Here is an 18,908-nt window from a genome sequence, read left to right on the forward strand (position 1 = left end):
GATTTCTGGCCAAAATGACAAAATGTTCATTACGTACTGCTTTCTTACGCCGGGAATCCTGCCCTTAAAGGGGCGTCAGGGTGACCACCAGACATTATAGCGCCGATACCGCTTAGCCAAAGCCAAGAATGAATAAACAGAAGATCGTAAATTCCGTCAGCCACAAATCTCCTGAACCGCATGAGGTGCCGGACGATCCTTTGGCGTGTTTGCCGCAAACATTTGCTTCGCGCGGTGTCAGGACTCCCTTTACGACCAAAACCCTGCGTTACGCGCGCGTTTCCATTGGCAAGGCCGGACGGAAAATGATCATGTTGCCCGGTCTGTCTGGCGGACTTGGCACCTATGAATTACCGCTCGATACATTGCGCGAAGTGTTCGATCTTTCGGTTCATGACCGTATGCTTTACGACCGCCTTATCGAGTTGGAGGATGTACGTCCGCAAACGGTTCTGGAGCATAGCCGCGACGTTGGCAGTACCGGCGTTGGCGGGGTGGAGCTGGCGCGCACCTGCACGCGGCGCAACTGGACGGAAAAAGCATCACGCGAACTTGGGCAGATGGCGGTTCTCCATCAGGCCCTGCGCCAACTCGGTGGTGATGCTGTCAAGGACATGAAGCGCGAAGAATTGATGACCACCGAAGGTCAAATTCGCGCTCGCCGGGCGCTGAACCGCTTTGCATCCGAGCACAAGGTCGCCAATGACACCATCATTGATAGTCTTGGCGAATGGAGCAAGATGATCGCCCCGGTTGGTCTGGACCTTGAGGGATGTCAGGGCCAGCTTCGCGTTCTGGCCAACGGGCTTAAGAAGTTCGCCCAAGATATCGAGGAATGGTCAAATTCCGAACAGTCCGACTTCCGGTTTATGGCCGGGCGTATCGTCAGTGCGACCCGTTCGACAAGTAATCATGCCTTGAAGCGCATCGAGGAAGTTGATAGCTGGAACAGCGAACTTGGCAAGGTTCTGACGGATTGGGAAACTGCCAAAAAGGCTATTGGTGAAACGATTGAGTATCTCTGGTGGCTGCTTGATGGTTGGCAGGAACTGATTGATGTCTGGGATAGGCGGTCTCTTACGGATCGCGCAAAACAGCGCGAAACTGTTGAGGAAGTCGCAAGTTTTGCGCCGGTCTTGCCGCTTTCAGAGATTGAGAAGTCCGAACAGCAGTTCTGGGCTGATGTCCGTGTTAATCAGATGCTTTGGGCTGGTGAATTGCGTAAGCTGGGCAGTGGTGAAATTGACGCCGATATGATGGATCGTCTCGAACGCTTCAGGAGACAGTCGGCATGAAGATTGAAGACGCCGGAAAGCTTGGCGTTTCGCAACTTGGCAAACTGTTTGAATCGCTCAGCAGTAACGAAATTGCCCGCTTCACGCGCGCGATCGAAAGCGATCGTGCCGATCCCAAATTGCCATTGCCCCATGAAGCCATTCTTCAGATCCTGCGCCCGCGTCTGGCATCGCTCAAACCGGAACGCTATCCGACACCGATGCGTCAGTTCTGCGATCCGTTTGAAGATCTGCTGACCTCTGGCGAGCCGAATGAAAAAAGCATCCGGATCAGCCGGTCATCACTGATGCCAATCTGGAATGTTGTGGTGGAATCCGGTGGTCCTGAGTTCCAACAGGCGATGAAGGACATCGACAAGGCTGCTGCGACCCGCGACACTGCAAAACTTGCCATCGCCGAGCGTAAGCTTTGGCAGATAGGGGCGCAGACGATTGAGAATCAACTTGAAAATTCTCATACCGGGGTGAAGCAGGAACGCGCATTGGCAACCCGTCTTGGCTCGCGCATTCATCTTACGGCCTTTGCCGAAGTCGGCAAGATCTTGCGGGTTGGCGACGAAATTGCGCAGTTGCGTGAACGCTTCCCGTCCGCACCGATCAGGGTGCTTGATGCAAGCGATGTGAAATGGTTGCGTGACCTGTTCATGTCGATCTCAAAGGATAAGCCCGGGCTTGAGCCGATGTTCCTGCTCGCGGTTTTGGCGCGCCTTTTGCGGCCGAGCGAGTTGTTCAAGCTGATCCGTGTGCTGTCGACCAAGTCTGATGACCGCACGATCGAGAAAACCAACCTTGCTGAAACCGGTGATCTGATCATTGACCTGTTGGCCGAGACAGTAACCGAGATTGAACAGGGTGTCGGCACCGGCAAGGACGAAGCCCACATCCTGTCACTCGCCCGCTGGTATGCGTCGGAATTTGTCCGCATCACGCGCGAATTTAAAATCCGCAAGGATGGCCGTTGGGGTGAAAAGCTGCTTGAAACCCGTCGTCGGGTATCGCGCGCGCTTGCCGATACGATGTTTGGCGCAACGCCGGAACGCGTGATCGATGCCTTGCCAAAGCTTGAAGCGGCTCAAGGCCCTGGATCGGGGCGTGGTGCACTTGCCCGTCCGATCTTCTCGCAGGAATTCGATGACGAGAAAGTCTTAGCCGCTGAAAAATCGGCCGAGGCAATTGCCGAAACCGCCCGCATTTCCGATGTGCTTGCCGCCCAAAGTTCGGCAGCAAAGGCGGTGGTGGAGCTTAAGAAAAAGCTCAATCAGATCGGTCGTGCAGGCGTTGACAGCATGCGTCGACTGACACCCGAAGAAGTTCCGAACGCGCAGCGAAACTTGATGGCCACGGTACGCTTGCTTGAGATTGTCGATGGTCCGGAAGATGCTGATGTGCTGCGCCGCCGCGGGATGAATGCACTGCGTGCGCTATCAGCCGATCAAAAGGCAAGCTGATCAGGCCAGTTTGCCTTGCATGGCAATTTCACGGGCAAGGTTCTTTACCGTATCAAGTTGATCAAGCCAGTTCATAAAAGCCCGGATCTTGGGAAGCCGCGCGCGGCTTTTCGGGCAGCAGGCGTAATAGTGAAACGGACTGGCCTTGGGTTGGCCGAACGGGGCAATGATCCGGCCGGTTGCCAGCTCATCGGTGATCGCAAAGGTCGGTAACAATGCCACACCAAGTCCGGCAACGGCGGCCTGCATGGCCATGGTGAAATGCTCAAACTTCGGTCCGTTTTCACCGTCAATATCACTAAGCCCGCTTGCCGCAAGCCAGTCGGCCCAACCGCGTGGCCGGGTCGCGATATGCAACAACGGAAAGTTTCGCAAGTCTTCTGGCTGTGGCGTGCGTCCCAGATTGGCAACCAGTTGCGGGCTGCAGATCGGGACCATTTCCTCGCCATGCAGGATGTGGGCATCAAGTTCTGACCAGTTTCCTTCGCCGAACAGAACTGCGATATCGATCTGTTCACGATCAAAATCGGGCATGCCGATCCGCGAAATGAAATTGATCGCAATGTCGGGATACTTGGCTCGAAAGTCAGGCAGTAATGGAATAAGGCAGCGCGATCCGAATGTCGGCGGCGCGGCAACCGTCAAAACCCCGCTTTCCGATCCACCCGACAAAAGGGTCAAGGTCGCACTTTCAAGCTGATCAAGGGCCGGTCGGATGGATTGCAGATAACTTTCGCCTTCTGGCGTTAAGACCAATCGTTGCTTTTCACGGGCAAAAAGCTTGCAGCCAAGCCAGGTTTCAAGGCCTTGTATTTGGCGACTGACCGCACTTTGCGTCAGATAAAGTTCCTCTGCGGCGCGCGATGCGCTGCCAAACCGGGCAGTCTGTTCAAAGCAACTCAGTGCCTTCAGGCTGGGAATGCGACGGGCCAAGACGATATCCTGATGTGATCAATTCAGGATAGTTTATGAGTTTTTTGCATAATCTGCATCACTTTTATCATTTGCAAGTTGGCTGGTGAGTTCCTAGCTTTAACCCATAAGCAACTAAGCTTTTCAGGGGTAGCGTCATCTCGCCCTTCTATGGCGCTGCCCCTGCTTTCTGTAGAAAAATTCATAAAGGACCATGTGAATGGCAAGCCGCGCACCGTTTCATTGGGAAGATCCGCTCCTGCTTGAAGAGCAGTTGAGCGAAGACGAACGCATGATCCGCGATGCGGCCCGTGCATATTGTCAGGAAAACCTCCAGACCCGCGTTCTGGAAGCCAACCGTCATGAGATTTTCCATCGTGAAATCATGACCGAGATGGGCGAACTTGGCCTGCTTGGCCCGACCATCCCCGAGGAATACGGCGGACCGGGTGTCAACCATGTCGCCTATGGTCTGGTGGCCCGCGAAGTTGAGCGCGTTGACTCCGGTTATCGCTCGGCAATGTCGGTGCAGAGCTCGCTTGTGATGCATCCGATTTATGCTTATGGCAGCGAAGAACAGCGCAAGAAATACCTTCCGAAACTGGCGACCGGTGAATGGGTTGGTTGCTTTGGCCTGACCGAGCCGGATCACGGTTCGGATCCGGGCGGCATGAAAACCCGTGCACGCAAGGCCGATGGTGGTTTCACCCTGTCGGGTGCCAAGATGTGGATCACCAACAGCCCGATCGCAGACGTATTTGTCGTCTGGGCCAAGGATGACGAAGGCGTCATTCGCGGCTTCATCCTTGAAAAGGATATGAAGGGGCTGTCGGCACCGAAGATCGAAGGCAAGTTTTCGCTGCGTGCGTCGATCACCGGCGAAATCGTCATGGACAATGTCTTTGTGCCGGAAGAAAACATGCTGCCAAATGCCAAGGGCCTTGGTGGTCCGTTCGGTTGCCTGAACAAGGCACGTTACGGCATTGCATGGGGTGCGATGGGCGCTGCTGAATTCTGCTGGCACGCCGCACGTCAGTACACCATGGATCGTAAACAGTTCGGCCGTCCGCTTGCGGCGAACCAACTGATCCAGCTGAAATTGGCCAACATGCAGACCGAAGTCACCCTTGGCCTGCAGGGCGCGCTTCAGGTTGGTCGTCTGCTTGACGAAGGCAAGGGCGCACCGGAAGCCATTTCGCTGATGAAGCGTAACAACTGTGGCAAGGCGCTTGATATTGCCCGTGTTGCCCGTGACATGCATGGCGGTAACGGTATCGCCGATGAATACCATGTCATTCGTCACGCGATGAACCTTGAAGCGGTCAATACCTACGAAGGTACCCATGATGTTCACGCCCTGATCCTTGGGCGGGCGCAGACCGGAATTCAGGCCTTCACCGCAGAGGCTTGATACCAAAAGCTTGATCGGGCGGCGGCAGAAATGTTGTCGCCCGATTTGATTCCAGCTGCTTTTTCCCAGCTGCCTTTTCCAAGTCGATATTTCGGGATATTCAGATGACTGGCGCACTTTCCGGGCTTCGTGTTCTTGACCTTTCGCGCGTACTGGCCGGGCCCTGGGCCAGCCAGACCCTTGCTGACATGGGGGCAGAGGTCATCAAGATCGAACGTCCCGGTGCCGGTGATGATACCCGTGGCTGGGGGCCGCCCTTTGCCAAGGATGCCAATGGCAATGACACCACCGAGGCCGCCTATTACTTGACGGCGAACCGGGGCAAGAAGTCGCTCACCATCGATATCACCAAGCCCGAAGGCCAGGAAATCGTGCGCAATCTTGCGGCTGAAAGTGACGTGGTTCTGGAAAACTTCAAGGTCGGCGGGCTTGCCAAATACGGCCTTGATTATGCGACCCTTTCCAAGGTGAACCCGAAACTCGTCTATTGCTCTATCACGGGCTTTGGTCAGGACGGCCCCTATAAGGATCGTCCGGGCTATGATTTCATGATTCAGGGCATGGGCGGGTTGATGAGCATCACCGGTGCGCCCGATAGTGCCCCGGGTGGGCAGCCGATGAAGGTTGGCGTTGCGGTTGCCGATATCTTTACCGGGCTGTATGCCACGATTGGCATTCTTGCGGCCCTGCGCCACCGCGATGCAACCGGCGAGGGGCAGTATATCGATCTCGCCCTTTTGGATGTGCAGACCGCCGTTCTTGCCAATCAGGCGATGAACTATCTTGCGACCGGCAATGCGCCGGGCCGCCTTGGCAATGCGCATCCCAATATCGTGCCTTACGAAGCCTTTCCGACGGCGGATGGCTATCTGATCCTGGCGGTTGGCAATGACAGCCAGTTCAAAAGCTTCTGCGCGGTCGCGGGGCTGGATGCCTTGCCGCTTGATGAACGCTATGCCACCAACCGCAACCGTGTGGCCAATCGCACCGAACTGGTGCCGCTAATCCGTCAGGCAATGGTGACCAAAACCACCGACGCATGGATTGATGTGCTTGAAAAGGCCAATGTACCGTGTGGTCCGATCAATACCCTTGATCGTGTGTTTGATAACCCGCAGGTCAAGCATCGCGGTATGGTCAAGCAGCTTGATCATCCGACGGCCGGAACTGTCCCGACAGTTGCCAACCCGATCAAGTTTTCCAAAACACCGATCACGGATGAAAAAGCACCGCCGATGCTGGGGCAACACAGCGATGAAATCTTGCGCAAGGTGGCTGACCTTAGTGACGGCCAGATTGCCAAGCTGCGTGACGCCGGCATTGTCTGATCTGATGGCCATGTCCGTGCGTTTGGTGTCCTCTGATTGCCTTTCTGTCCCAGAAGTCCTCGTTTTGCGGGAATAGTGCGCTGCACATTATTTTGTAAAGTGTCTATATGACGCAATCAGAACCAGTTTGGATGCCATTTTAAGGCGGATATTGCGGAACTTCTGCAAATATCGGCGCTTTCTCGACCACTGGATTGCAAGTCTCTGTAGATTTTATATCATTTTACAAAATACAAATTCGGGGAAGTGCATGTCAGAAGTAGTCATTTCGGCAAAGTCTGTTGGAAAAACATTTGGGTCGGGTGCCGATAAAGTCACGGCACTGGACGACGTATCTGTCGATATCTTTCAGAATGAGTTTTTCACCATGTTGGGTCCTTCGGGCTGTGGCAAAACGACTTTGCTGCGTCTGATCGGCGGGTTTGAACAGGCGACTTCGGGGCAAATTTTGCTTGAAGGGAAAGCGCTAAATGATCTTCCGCCTTACAAGCGGCCAATCAACACGGTGTTTCAATCCTATGCACTTTTCCCGCATCTGACGGTCCGGCAGAACATCACGTTCGGTCTTGAAATGCAGGGGGTGGCGCGCAAACAGGCCGATGATCGCGCCGAAGAGATGCTTGAACTTGTCAGGCTCGCCCAATATGGCGACCGCGTGCCAAGCCAGCTTTCCGGTGGCCAGCAGCAACGTATTGCACTGGCGCGTGCATTGGCCCCGGCGCCAAAGGTTTTGCTGCTTGATGAACCGCTTTCGGCACTTGATCTGAAATTGCGCAAGGAAATGCAGGTCGAACTCAAACGCCTGCAGACAGAAACCGGGATCACCTTTGTTTTTGTCACCCATGATCAGGAAGAAGCACTGGCGATGTCAGACCGTATTGCGGTTATGAAATCGGGCGAAATTCTTCAGATCGGTGCGCCACGTGAAATCTATGAAGCCCCGACCCACCGATTTGTTGCCGACTTTATCGGCGACAGTAATTTCCTTGTTGGCAATCTTGTCGATGAGGGTACTGGCAAACGCGCCATAAAGCTTGGCGGTGGTCAGGTCATTGAACTGACACAGGATGTGTCCAGTCAACGAAGTGGCGAGGTCACTGTTTCGGTCCGTCCGGAACGTCTTGGACTGGTTGCTGAAAACCAGGCCGGGGCCAATCAGCTTGTCGGGACGGTTTCGACGGTCATCTATTTCGGCACGGATACGACCTATCAGATTGATCTCGGCAATGACGCCCTGTTGACAGTCCGGATGCAAAACGGATCGGGTGCGAAGGCCGATTTCGCCCAGGGCGAACGTGTTGGCATCACCATGTCCCCTGACTCCATTCGGGTACTGGCGGATTGATCATGGGTAATATCATACGATCCAAACGATTTTGGCTGGTCGCGCCCGCGGTGGTCTATATCGGCTTCTTCATGGCCGTGCCGCTGTTGCAGATGGCCTATGTTTCGATGTTGGAGCGCGGCGATTATGGCGGGGTGAACTGGGGCGTATTCTCGATGGATGCGTATATCAGTTTCATCTTTGAACGCGATCTGATGGATAATCTGGTGGTCAATACTGATTACCTTCAGATCTTTGCCCGTTCCTTTGGCCTGTCGGCGATGACCACGGCCTTTGCCCTATTGTTGGGTTTCCCGACCGCGTTTTACATTTCAACTCAACCCCAAAGCCGTCGGAACTTCCTGATCTTTCTGGTGACCATTCCGTTCTGGACCAACATTCTGGTGCGGAACTATGCGTGGATGCTGTTGCTGCGCAATGGCGGCCTGATTGATGGGGCGCTGAACTGGATGGGGATTGAAACCGGTGGGCTTGATGTCCTTTACACGCCCTACGCGGTCTCGATCGGTCTGACTTATACCTACCTGCCATTCATGGTTTTGCCGATCTATGCCAGCCTTGAAAAACTTGACCATCGACTGGTCGAGGCGGCGTTTGATCTGGGCGCGGACAAACGCCGTGCGATGAGCCGCGTGATCCTGCCGCTTGCGGCACCGGGCATTGCCGCAGGGTGCATTCTGGTTTTCATTCCATGTCTTGGTGCCTATGTCACGCCGGAGCTTTTGGGCGGTGGCAAGTTCATGATGATTGCCAACCTGATCGGCAGCCAGTTTGGTGCCGCACGTAACTGGCCGCTTGGGGCCGGGCTTGGCTTTGTGCTTCTGGCACTCGTTCTGATCTCGATGATGGTCTATTCGTTCAAGTTCAAATCATTGCCGGAGGAAAGCCGATGAAAGTCGACGCTTCCAACCCGCTGTGGCGTTTTCGCGGGATCACCTCGACGGCAATGTTTTTCTTTGCCTATCTGTATTTGCCGATTGTCGTTCTGATCGCGCTGTCATTTAACGAAAACCGTCTGGCGACGATCTGGACCGGCTTTACCATGGACTGGTACGTCACGGCCCTTTCCAACGATGACATGCTGCGTGCGGCCCAGAACTCCATCGTAATTGCGGTGTCGGCGACCGTGCTGGCCACCATTGCCGCCACCTTGGCTGCGATGGGCATGTCACGCGGCCGGTTCAAGGGCGAGGCAGGTGTTTCCGCCATGCTGGTTCTGCCGTTGCTCGTACCTGAAATCGTGACCGCGATCGCGACCCTTCTGTTCTTTGTCGCATTGGGGATCAAGCTTGGTCTTCTGACGGTGATCATTGCCCATACGGTGTTTTGCATTCCGTTTGCCTATCTGCCGATCCGCGCGCGGTTGGAGGGCATGGACCCGGCACTGGTCGAGGCGGCAAATGATTTGTATGCCAATGAATGGAAGGCGTTTCGGCGTGTGACCTTGCCGTTGCTGTGGCCGGGGATTTTGTCGGGCGCGATGTTGTCCTTCATCATCTCGCTTGATGACTTTGTCATTTCCTACTTCGTTGGCGGCGCGGGGGCGACGACCTTGCCGATCTATATTTTCGGGATGATCCGGATCGGGATCACGCCCGAGGTCAATGCTGTCTCTGCGATGATGCTGATTGTCTCAATCTTGTTTGTCAGCATCTCGTTCCTGATTGATCGTATTCGATATTGATCTCTGAAATTCAAAACGGGATTGCCGGTTCCCGGACGGGCCGGCCATCCGAATAACAAAACAACCCACCGTCCTTATTTGGGAGTCTCACGATGAAACTACGTTCTGTGCTTCTGGGAGCATCCGCGATCGCCTTGTTGTCGGTCGGTTCGGCAAAGGCGGATGGCGAACTGTTTTTCTATAACTGGTCGAACTATTTTCCGCCGGAACTGATGGAAAAGTTCGAAGCAGAAACCGGCATCAAGGTGACCCTTGATGTGTATGATTCCAACGAAACCATGCTGGCAAAGCTTCAGGCCGGTGCATCGGGCTATGACATTGCTGTCGCATCCGACTACATGGTTGACGTGATGATCAAGGAAGGTCTGGCAACCAAGTTCGATGCCAAAAGCCTTGAAAACTTCAGTAACGTTGCCAAGCCGCACGACACCATGAAATACGATCCGGAGCGCGAATACTCCGTGACCTATCTCTGGGGGACCACCGGCTTCACCTATGATGCGGCGGCGGTTGACGGCGAACTTGAAAACAGCTGGAAGGAATTCTTCGAACCGCGTGAAGAATTCCGCGGCAAGATTGGCGCGCTGAACGACGAAGTCGAAATGTTCAATGCCGCGTCCTACTATGCCGGTGTTGAAAAATGTACCGAAGATCCCGAACAGGCCCAGAAGGTCCTTGATGTTCTGATGAAACAGAAACCCTATATTGCTGTTTACAGCTCTGAGGGGACCATCGACCGGATGTCGGCCCGCGAAGTTCAGATGCACATGCAGTGGAACGGTGCCGCCCACCGGACCAAGGAAAGCATCCCCGAGGCTGTGTTTGTCTATCCGAAGGAAGGCCTGACCTATTGGGCCGATCACTTCGTCATTCCGGCGGGTGCACCGAACCTTGAAAACGCCAAGACCTTCATTAACTGGATGATGCAGCCCGAAAACGCGGCAGAAGCGTCGAACTATGCTGGTTACATGAACTCGATCAAGGGGACTGGCGAATTCATGGATCCGGCGTTGAATTCCGATCCGGCCGTGAACATGCCAGAAGAATACGCAGACCTTTTGATCGCGTCGCAGAACTGCTCGGTCAAGGCGCGTGATCTTCGTAACCGTGTCTGGACCAAACTTAAAAACTAAGTCTGGGTCCATTCCCGATTTATCTGATCCGGCTGTCAGTTGATGGCCGGATCATGCCGATTTTAGCTAAACGCCCCTCTGAATATCAGGAACGCTGATCATGACGTCTCCGGCATCCTTCCCCGAATATGTAACCCTTGCCCTGTGGGCGACGAACCTTGGCCGACCCGTTAAAGACTTGGTGGGGTGGGCCAATCACGTTGATGCCCAGATGGCCGAGGCGGCAAAGCAGGGGGCAAAGATCTTTGTCCTGCCGGAATATGCCAGCGAACAATGGCTGGCCTTTAAGCCCGATGGTTTGCAAACAGGTGAAGAAATCGCCTGGATGGCTGACCTCGCGCCCGAGGCCCGAAAATATGGCGCCGAGCTCGCCAAAAAGCATGACATGCTGCTCGTGGCTGGCAGCATGCCCTGGCACATTGATCCCGAAAATCCGGATGCCGGGCAAACCAACAGCGCGATGATTTTCACCCCCGAAGGCGATGCCATCATTCAGGACAAGCTGTCCCTGACGCCGGGCGAACAGGAACCGGAAAACTGGAACCTGACACCGGGCAAGGCTTTTAATGTCATCAAATGGCGTGGGCTGAATGTTGCCGTGCTGATCTGTCTCGATATTGAAATGCCGGCCTTGTCCTGCCTGCTGGCACCGCTTAATATTGATTTGTTGCTCGTGCCATCCATGACCATGACACCATCGGGCTATCACCGGGTGTTTGGCTGTGCAAAGGCGCGTGCGGTTGAACTGATGACCGTGGTTGCTGCCTGCGGCACGACGGGTGCTGCGGTCAACACCACCAACAATCCGACCAACTATTCCGGTTGTTCGGTCTATACCCCGTGCGAACCGCAACTAGGACATACCGGCCGCTTTGCCGAGACCGAACCGACCTTTGATGACGGTGCCGATGGCGAAGTTCTGATTGCCAAGGATGTGCCGATTGGACTGGTTCGCACGCTTCGTAATGGCGAGGCCGAAGTCTGGCCGGGCGGCTGGACGGCAGGCCATGTGTCGGTCACAAAAATCGGCTAGCCCCTGCGTGGGAACATCCCGAAATCTTTGCTTGATCTGCATGGCGCTTCAAAGATGATGTTTCCTGTGACAGCGACATAAATCTAAATCAGGAACAGTCATCATGAAAATCGCGGTTATGGGTGCCGGGGCAGTTGGGTGTTACTACGGGGCGATGCTTGCCCGTGCTGGTCATGACGTTACCCTGATCGGGCGTCCCAGCCATGTCGAGGCGATGAACCGCGATGGCTTGTTGCTCGATTTCGGATCCTCGCAGGAATATGTCATCGTGACCGGGAATACCGATGCCGCCGGTGTTGCAGGTGCGGATATGATCCTGTTTTGCGTTAAGTCCACCGACACCATTGAGGCCGGCGAGCAGATTAAGCCATTCATCTCTGCCAACACAATTGTGCTAAGCCTGCAAAACGGTGTGGATAACGCCGAACGACTTGGCGGTGTTCTTGGTCAACCCGTCATTCCGGTGGTGGTCTATGTAGCGACCAGTATGGGCGGCCCGGGCCACGTCAAACACCACGGGCGGGGCGAGCTTGTCATCGGCCCATCTGCGCAAAGTCAGACAGTCGTCGATACACTGGTGCCAGCCAAAATTCCGGTTGAGGTTTCCGACAATGCCGACGGCGCCCTGTGGGCCAAGATGATTTTGAACTGTGCCTATAATGCGCTTTCGGCGATCACGCAGCTCCCTTACGGTGAGGTCGTGCAAGGTGTCGGTGTCTGGGATGTAATGCGTAATGCGGTGGATGAATGTCTGGCCGTTGCCAAGGGATGTGGAGTGACGGTGCCGGGTGATGTTTGGGGCGCGATTGAAAAGATCGCCGAAACCATGCCCGGTCAGTTTTCCTCGACCGCACAGGATCTGGCACGCGGCAAAGCAAGCGAGATTGATTTCCTGAACGGGTATATCGTTCGCAAGGGGGCGGAGCTTGGTATCGCGACGCCGACCAATCTTGCCCTGCATGCCCTGACCAAGCTTCAGGAAACCAAATTGGCCTAATCGCCGGGTTATTCGGCCGGGGAGTTGGCCGGCTCGGTTGATGTCTCGGGCGTTCTTTTGAATTTGCGGGCAACGGCTGCAACGATCTGGTCGTTAAACATCACCAGGGCCGCGGCCATCACGATGAAGACCCCGCCCATCAGGCTGATCGGGGCCGGCAATACGCCAAACACGACAAGATCGAGAATGATCGCCCAAATCATGGCAGTATATTCAAAGGCCGACAGGGTCGATGCCGGGGCACGCGCCAGTGCCTCGGTCATGGCGATATGGGCAAGCCCGCCGGTCAGCCCGGCGCCAATCAGAAAGACAATATTGCTTGTCGAAAGCGGGGCCCAGCCAAACGGGATGGTCAAAAGTCCACCGATCGAACAGATCACGGCAAAGTAAAAGGCAATAGTGCCGGATGGTTCCGTCGTGGTCAGCGACTTTATCTGTACCTTGGCAAAGGCAGTGGTGACAGCAAAGGCCACACCGGCACCAATCCCGATCAGGGTATTGTGATCCAGCCCCGGGGTCGACAGCATCGGCCACAGCATCAGGAACACCCCGGCAAAGCCGCCGATGGTTGCACTGATCACAAGCCATCCCGGATTTTCACGAAGCGTGATGATCGCAACCGGGATCAGAATAAGCGGGGCAAGGAAGCCAAGTGCAGTGGCCAGCGCCAGTGGCAGATAAGCCAGTGACACAAAGGCCAGAAACATCGAAACGCAGCCATACGTGCTGCGTTTCAGATGTCCAAACGGGCGTTTGGTTTTAAGCGCCCTGGGAAACTGATTGCGCCACATCAGATACAGCACAATCGGGATCAGTGCGACACTGCTCCGCCAAAAAACGATCTGACCGGTCGGGGCCTCAAAGGATGCCAACCGTACAAACAGGTTCATGACCCCGAACAATCCGGTCGCGGCAAGGCGTAACCCAATTCCAGACCAGAAACTGTTCATTGCGATCTTCCTGAATGGTGGCGGGTGCTTGGCACCTGTTTTCAGGAATATCGTAAGTTGGTGGCGGGCAATACTGATAAAATTTCATGTCAGAGATGCGGGAAATCTGACACGGTTTGGCGGCAAAAGGTGCTCTTTAAAGGGTGTGCAGCCACTTTTCATAGCGTGTATCACGTTCACTGCCATCCGCGTCCTGCACGTTATTCGATGCATTTTGCTGGCTGCGTCTGAAATCACCCGGCGTCATGTCAAATTTTTCGCGAAATGCCCGGATGAAGGACGTGTCACTGGAAAACCCGCACTCAAGCGCGACGTCGTAAAGGGAACGGGGGCGCTTCGTTGTGGTGCTCAGCAATTGCTTGGCACGGCGCAGACGCAGATCACGTGTATAGCGATAAACGCCGCCATGCTCTTCAAGCAACTGATACAGCTTGGACCGTGAAATGCCTAACTCTCTTGCCGCACGGTCCGGGGTGAGATCGGGGCGCGAAAAATTCTCACGGAAATAACGCCGGATTAGCGTCATGACTTCAAGGTTCTGGCGTTTATTGGTCGTCTCGCTTGTTTCGCCATATGCGGAATTGAGGCAGGCGGCAAGCATATCGGCAAAGCTGTTTTCAAGCACATGGGCATGCTCGCTCTTAAGCGCAGACGCATTGGCCTTCAGCGAGCGCATCAGATTTGCAACAATCCGGACCATCGGGTCACGTGGGCTGAGAAACCGCATGTTGTGATCTTCGGGCAGGGTAAGCCGGTCTTCAAGAAGGGGGCGAGGAATGATGAAGGCAAGGTTATCAAAATCGCTTGTTGTCGCCCGTGCGACTTGCGACAGGTCCTGAAAGAGCAAGCCGTCAGCTTCTATTTCCTGGCCGTCCTTGCCATCATCTGTCGACATACCACCGTTATAGTAAAGCTGGACCATATAATGATCCATGCCGTCGGCAGCGATTGTCTTGGAACTGCGTTCCCAGAACTGATGTGTGCTGTTGGTGCGGGCAATCATCATCGATCCCAACAGATCCGCATCCAATGTTGCATGGAAGTTGTTCTTGCGGATGTCGGGAAGGGTTTCGACGCTGAAAATGCAGTCAATACTACTTTGCCAAACGTCATAACGTTTGGACATGGGTAGGTCATTGACCGTGAAAAAAGTATGGGTTGCTGACTGTGTCATGCCTGACTCCCGGTTTTGCTTCATTGCAAACAACGCTACTTGCGCGGGTGCATCTGGATTAATATTCGACATCTCTAATACCAGATTTTTTTCATATTAAGCGGAAACCGGGCGTTCCGTCAAAACCACAAAGGTATAGGTTTAGGTTAAAATGAACGCAAAGGTATTATGATTGCGTAAGTGGATCTGGATTATACCTTTGGTTTTAAGGTCTTATGGCTATACGGGATGTTAGGGATTATTTTTTCGAAATCCCTTTATTAGGTGTTTTGGATGGTTCGCACATTTTTTTGGACGCTTCGTGCATTGTCACCCCGCTGCACATGGTAAAAATCCAAAAAACAGAGATGCCGCCTATGACGAAAAACAGAAAACGCTGGCGGCCCTTATCAGTGTGTGCACCGAACCTTGGGGGATTAGATGCATTCGACAGAACCACATCCGGCACGCCGGACGGGGGAGAAAAACTATGCCGGCCCCGGCCGCGACTGGGGAAAGAACTGCCACGTGTTACCCGGACGTCGTCAAGGCGAGAAAAATCACAATTTCTGGCAGAGCCGGGAAGATCAGGAACCGGTGTTCCTATCCTTTGATGATGAACCATCAGCAGCGTCATGCTTTGGCGATCCTGAGATGGTGCAAGGTGCAGAACCGTCTTCTGTGAACCAGTCTCTTGCGGCGACCTTCGATATGATGAAGTCGCTTTCTGAACTGGTCCGCGTATTGGAAGCCATCCGTTCTGTGTCTAATGAAAATGATATCTTCAGCGCAGACGAGCGACTTTTGGATCATACGAAAGACACGTCGTCAGCAGGTGGCGAAGGCAATGACACCCGCCCATGGGTGCTGGCCGTGATTGACCAGCTGGCCGTATTGGGCGCGTCGGAACGCATTCCGTCGCTCAACCATGGTGCGAAGGCGATGGCCTATGGCGACCGCATTCAAGCGGCGAATGATGTCGTATCACGGGTCTCGCACTAAAAATAAACTCAAGGTCGACCATAGAGGACTGGATGTATCACTGCCCGAGGTGAGGCTGACTTGCGATCACCCGGTGTGTATTGCAGTGTGTATTTCTGTTTCCTGATCCAGGCATAAATGCGCATCAGACCGGATAGTGTATCTGGGGGCTGTTGGCTGCTGCGTGCTTTTCCAAAGCCGAAAAGCTGGGTTTTGCCACGTTTTTTGGACAATTTGCATATTCATATGGATGGAATGTGCAATTCCAGCAAACAACCTGTGGTATTTGTGGATTAAATAATAAGACACATGTCCGTTCACAGAGTGGGAATATCTGCGTTCAAGTAAGGGCATGGATATCAGAGAAGCGCAATTATTACGCTCTGGGGAAAGAGATGATGTCGTACGAACCACATCCGGCACGCCGGAAGGGTGAGGTTAATTGTACCGGTCATGGACGTGACTGGGGACAAAACAGCCATATTCTTCCAGGGCGTCGCGTCAATGAGCCCAACCATCAGGCTTGGAAAAGCCGCATGGCAGCGGGCATACACAAATACGAACCTTCCGATGCAGACGGTGATGGATTATTTGCCGACTACATAGAAGAAGCTTCAGTCGCCGTGACCCGAACCTTCGAAAACAGCGTCGGGATGCTTAAATCAGTGATGGAAATGATGGCGTTTCTTGAAGGCATCCGCGTCATGCATCATGACGGTGCCGTTGCGCCGAAAGCGGATAAGCGCCTTGATCGTCTGAGCAATGGCAGGTTTACCAATCGGGCGTCGGAAAACGCGACGCATGAACGAAACGGCTTGTCCTCGGAATTCATGGTTCAGCTTCACAACATGTGCACCAACGGACAGAATCCTTGCCGGGACCATGTGAAAGTGACAAAGCGGTACGGAACATATCTTGAGCCCGAGCACGAGATCATTCCGCCAAAACCACGTGTAACCCGTTACGACCACTGAGCATCCCGGGCCTAGCGAAAATAGCTGCCCGGTGTGCGGCCTGTGACCTTGCGAAACATTGCGATAAAGGCCGATGGGGTTTCGTATCCAAGATCAAGTGCAATCTCGGTTACCGGACGGTCATTGGCGAGCTTTTCAAGCGCATGGAGCAGACGAAGCTTTTGCCGCCATTCGCGGAATGGCATGCCGGTTTCGCGCTGAAAAAGCCGGGCAAGCGTCCGGCTTGAGGCACCGCATACTTTTGCCCAATCCTCAAGCGTGCGGTTATCTGCCGGGTCACTTTGCAAGTGATCGCAGATGCGTGCCAGTCGGGTGTCCTTGGGCGCAGGCAGGTAAAGCTTGTCCTGATCTGGCGCCTTGATCTGATCCAGAAGCACCCGGATCAGGCGTCCTTCTTCCCCATCTTCATCATATTCGACCGGAATTTCTGTTGCGGCCCGGATCAGTTCGCGCAAAAGCGGACTGACTTCCAGAACCATGCAGCGATCGGGCAGGTTGGCGGCAACGTCCCGACCGATATAAAGGTGGCGGGCTCGGGTAAACCCGGTGCAGGTCACGGCATGCTGCGTGTGGGGCGGGACCCATACTGCGCGCTGTGGTGGCACGATCCACATCCCGGCCTCTGTCACCACGGTCATCGTACCCTCAATCGCATATAAAAGCTGGTTCCAGTCATGGCTATGTGCCGCAACATGATAGCCAGCAGGCATATCACTGACGCGGACATATACCGCGCGTGGCAACTCACGCGGGCGGGGGACCTTGTTGTGATGTTCCGGACGTCCGTCAAAGGTATTGAGGATATGAACCATGATGCGGCGACATTCAAATCTGTCTTGATTGCGATATATGATGGCAGATTACCGCAAGACAGACGGATCGGACAGGTTTAACTTGGTCGCATTCCAAAACGCACAAGATGTGACAGGGGCGTCGCCACCACAACGATCCTGTCCTCGGAGGTACAATGTCCAACGAAATCATACCGGAAGCCAGCAATCACGCGGCCCCACTTGGTGATGCGCCCGACGCCCCCAATAATGTGAGTGCAGCCCCGGTTCATAAGGGTTGGCGCAATCCGGAAGTTCTGCTGATCGTTATGGCGGCCGCCATGCCGCTGTCCTTTTCGACCTGGATGGCGCTTCTAAACAACTTTTCGGTCGAAATGGCCGATTTCACTGGCCGCGAGATCGGCATCTTGCAGTCCTTGCGTGAAATCCCCGGTTTCCTTGCTTTTACCGCGATTTTTGTGCTGCTGGTCCTGCGTGAACAGACATTTGCAGTTCTGTCTTTGCTGGTGCTTGGAATTGGCGTTGCCATATCGGGCTATTTCCCGACCGTGATCGGGCTTTATTGCACGACGGTTCTGATGTCGATCGGCTTCCATTATTTCGAAACCATGCAACAGGCCCTGTCATTGCAATGGGTGCGCAAGGATCGCACCGCCATGGTCATGGGACGGCAACTGTCGGCAAAATCAATTTCGTCGCTGATCATGTTTGGCATGGTTTGGGTGATGCTCGAAGTCTTTGCCGTCGAGTATCGCTACGTCTATCTGTTCGGCGGTGCGTTGACGGTCCTGGCCGCCTTGTTTGTCTGGGGGGCGTTTCCGAAATTTGCTGATGCCCATCCGCAGAACAAGAAGCTGATCCTGCGCAAACGCTACTGGCTTTACTATGCGTTGACTTTCATGAGTGGCGCACGCCGTCAGATCTTTACCGTGTTTGCCGGCTTCCTGATGGTCGAGAAGTTCGGTTATGACGCAGCAACCATCACTTTGCTGTATCTGCTTAACCACGTGATCAACATGTTCCTGGCCCCCAAAATCGGCAAGATGATCGGCAAATGGGGCGAACGCCGTGCGCTGGTCTTCGAATATGTCGGACTGTTCATTGTTTTCGTCTCCTACGCCTTTGTCGAAAACCACATTCTGGCCGGTGGTCTTTATGTGATTGACCATCTGTTCTTTGCGCTGGCGATCGCTATCAAGACCTATTTCCAGAAGATCGCCGATCCGGCTGACATCTCCTCAACCGCCGGGGTCAGCTTTACGATCAACCATATCGCGGCTGTTTTCATCCCGGCGGCCTTCGGGTTGATTTGGCTGATTTCGCCGGGTGCGGTGTTCCTTGCCGGGGCCGCCATGGCCTTTGTCTCGCTGGTGTTGGCCCTGAACGTCCCACACGATCCGGAGCCCGGCAACGAGGTTATTCGCGGATACAAGTCAACCGCGATGCAGCCAGCCTGATCACCAAATATCTCTC

General features: G+C 54.4%; 17 protein-coding genes. 13 read left to right on the forward strand and 4 right to left on the reverse strand.

Going from position 1 to position 18,908, the window contains the following annotated elements:
* Positions 1 to 128: 128 nt before the first annotated feature.
* Both WBY09_RS04585 and WBY09_RS04590 read left to right on the forward strand, forming a co-directional pair.
* Positions 129 to 1,295 carry a hypothetical protein gene (locus WBY09_RS04585; protein ID WP_336232107.1) on the forward strand — a complete coding sequence of 389 codons (1,167 nt, stop codon included), beginning with the start codon at positions 129 to 131 and terminating at the stop codon, positions 1,293 to 1,295.
* Positions 1,292 to 2,743, forward strand: coding sequence for a hypothetical protein (locus WBY09_RS04590; RefSeq protein ID WP_197145962.1), 1,452 nt, complete (start codon positions 1,292 to 1,294; stop codon positions 2,741 to 2,743). Before WBY09_RS04585 ends, WBY09_RS04590 begins: the two co-directional genes overlap by 4 nt.
* Here the strand turns inward: WBY09_RS04590 and gcvA are convergent, their stop codons facing one another.
* Positions 2,744 to 3,676 carry a transcriptional regulator GcvA gene (gene gcvA, locus WBY09_RS04595; protein WP_197145961.1) on the reverse strand — a complete coding sequence of 311 codons (933 nt, stop codon included), beginning with the start codon at positions 3,674 to 3,676 and terminating at the stop codon, positions 2,744 to 2,746.
* A gap of 199 nt (positions 3,677 to 3,875) precedes the next feature.
* Between gcvA and WBY09_RS04600 the strand changes: the two genes are divergently transcribed.
* From WBY09_RS04600 to WBY09_RS04635, 8 genes are all read left to right on the forward strand, one after another.
* Positions 3,876 to 5,066 (forward strand): acyl-CoA dehydrogenase, encoded by a 1,191-nt coding sequence (locus tag WBY09_RS04600; RefSeq protein ID WP_197145959.1) that lies wholly within the window; start codon positions 3,876 to 3,878, stop codon positions 5,064 to 5,066.
* A 104-nt stretch (positions 5,067 to 5,170) separates the two neighbouring features.
* A complete protein-coding gene (locus WBY09_RS04605) occupies positions 5,171 to 6,394 on the forward strand; it encodes a CaiB/BaiF CoA transferase family protein (RefSeq protein ID WP_197145957.1) in 1,224 nt (407 codons plus the stop codon).
* A 250-nt stretch (positions 6,395 to 6,644) separates the two neighbouring features.
* Entirely contained in the window at positions 6,645 to 7,739 is a 1,095-nt protein-coding gene (locus WBY09_RS04610) for an ABC transporter ATP-binding protein (RefSeq protein WP_336232108.1), read from the forward strand.
* Positions 7,740 to 7,741: 2 nt separating this feature from the next.
* Complete coding sequence (locus WBY09_RS04615) at positions 7,742 to 8,632, forward strand: ABC transporter permease (RefSeq protein WP_336232109.1); 891 nt, start codon at positions 7,742 to 7,744, stop codon at positions 8,630 to 8,632.
* Positions 8,629 to 9,423: an ABC transporter permease gene (locus tag WBY09_RS04620; RefSeq protein WP_063088623.1), complete on the forward strand. Its 795-nt coding sequence runs from the start codon at positions 8,629 to 8,631 to the stop codon at positions 9,421 to 9,423. The genes WBY09_RS04615 and WBY09_RS04620 overlap by 4 nt, the downstream gene beginning before the upstream one ends.
* Before the next feature lie 92 nt (positions 9,424 to 9,515).
* Positions 9,516 to 10,556 carry an extracellular solute-binding protein gene (locus WBY09_RS04625; protein WP_336232110.1) on the forward strand — a complete coding sequence of 347 codons (1,041 nt, stop codon included), beginning with the start codon at positions 9,516 to 9,518 and terminating at the stop codon, positions 10,554 to 10,556.
* A gap of 100 nt (positions 10,557 to 10,656) precedes the next feature.
* Entirely contained in the window at positions 10,657 to 11,589 is a 933-nt protein-coding gene (locus WBY09_RS04630; RefSeq protein ID WP_336232111.1) for a nitrilase-related carbon-nitrogen hydrolase, read from the forward strand.
* Between the two features lie 103 nt (positions 11,590 to 11,692).
* Positions 11,693 to 12,586: a ketopantoate reductase family protein gene (locus tag WBY09_RS04635; RefSeq protein ID WP_064779786.1), complete on the forward strand. Its 894-nt coding sequence runs from the start codon at positions 11,693 to 11,695 to the stop codon at positions 12,584 to 12,586.
* A gap of 8 nt (positions 12,587 to 12,594) precedes the next feature.
* Here WBY09_RS04635 and WBY09_RS04640 read toward each other — a convergent pair whose 3' ends face one another.
* Both WBY09_RS04640 and WBY09_RS04645 read right to left on the reverse strand, forming a co-directional pair.
* The gene (locus WBY09_RS04640) at positions 12,595 to 13,536 is read right to left on the reverse strand and encodes a DMT family transporter (RefSeq protein ID WP_064779785.1); all 942 of its coding nucleotides are present in this window, start codon (positions 13,534 to 13,536) and stop codon (positions 12,595 to 12,597) included.
* A gap of 136 nt (positions 13,537 to 13,672) precedes the next feature.
* Positions 13,673 to 14,710 (reverse strand): AraC family transcriptional regulator, encoded by a 1,038-nt coding sequence (locus WBY09_RS04645; protein ID WP_197145951.1) that lies wholly within the window; start codon positions 14,708 to 14,710, stop codon positions 13,673 to 13,675.
* Positions 14,711 to 15,130: 420 nt separating this feature from the next.
* Here WBY09_RS04645 and WBY09_RS04650 point away from each other — a divergent pair, with 420 nt between their 5' ends.
* A complete protein-coding gene (locus WBY09_RS04650; RefSeq protein ID WP_197145950.1) occupies positions 15,131 to 15,691 on the forward strand; it encodes a hypothetical protein in 561 nt (186 codons plus the stop codon).
* Between the two features lie 374 nt (positions 15,692 to 16,065).
* The gene (locus WBY09_RS04655) at positions 16,066 to 16,644 is read left to right on the forward strand and encodes a hypothetical protein (protein ID WP_336232112.1); all 579 of its coding nucleotides are present in this window, start codon (positions 16,066 to 16,068) and stop codon (positions 16,642 to 16,644) included.
* A gap of 11 nt (positions 16,645 to 16,655) precedes the next feature.
* Here the strand turns inward: WBY09_RS04655 and WBY09_RS04660 are convergent, their stop codons facing one another.
* Positions 16,656 to 17,456, reverse strand: coding sequence for an AraC family transcriptional regulator (locus WBY09_RS04660; protein ID WP_197145948.1), 801 nt, complete (start codon positions 17,454 to 17,456; stop codon positions 16,656 to 16,658).
* Positions 17,457 to 17,611: 155 nt separating this feature from the next.
* Between WBY09_RS04660 and WBY09_RS04665 the strand changes: the two genes are divergently transcribed.
* Positions 17,612 to 18,892 carry an MFS transporter gene (locus tag WBY09_RS04665; RefSeq protein ID WP_197145946.1) on the forward strand — a complete coding sequence of 427 codons (1,281 nt, stop codon included), beginning with the start codon at positions 17,612 to 17,614 and terminating at the stop codon, positions 18,890 to 18,892.
* The last annotated feature ends 16 nt before the right edge of the window (positions 18,893 to 18,908 follow it).

It is taken from the genome of Thalassospira sp. CH_XMU1458 (genome assembly GCF_037027205.1).
GTDB lineage: Bacteria > Pseudomonadota > Alphaproteobacteria > Rhodospirillales > Thalassospiraceae > Thalassospira > Thalassospira tepidiphila.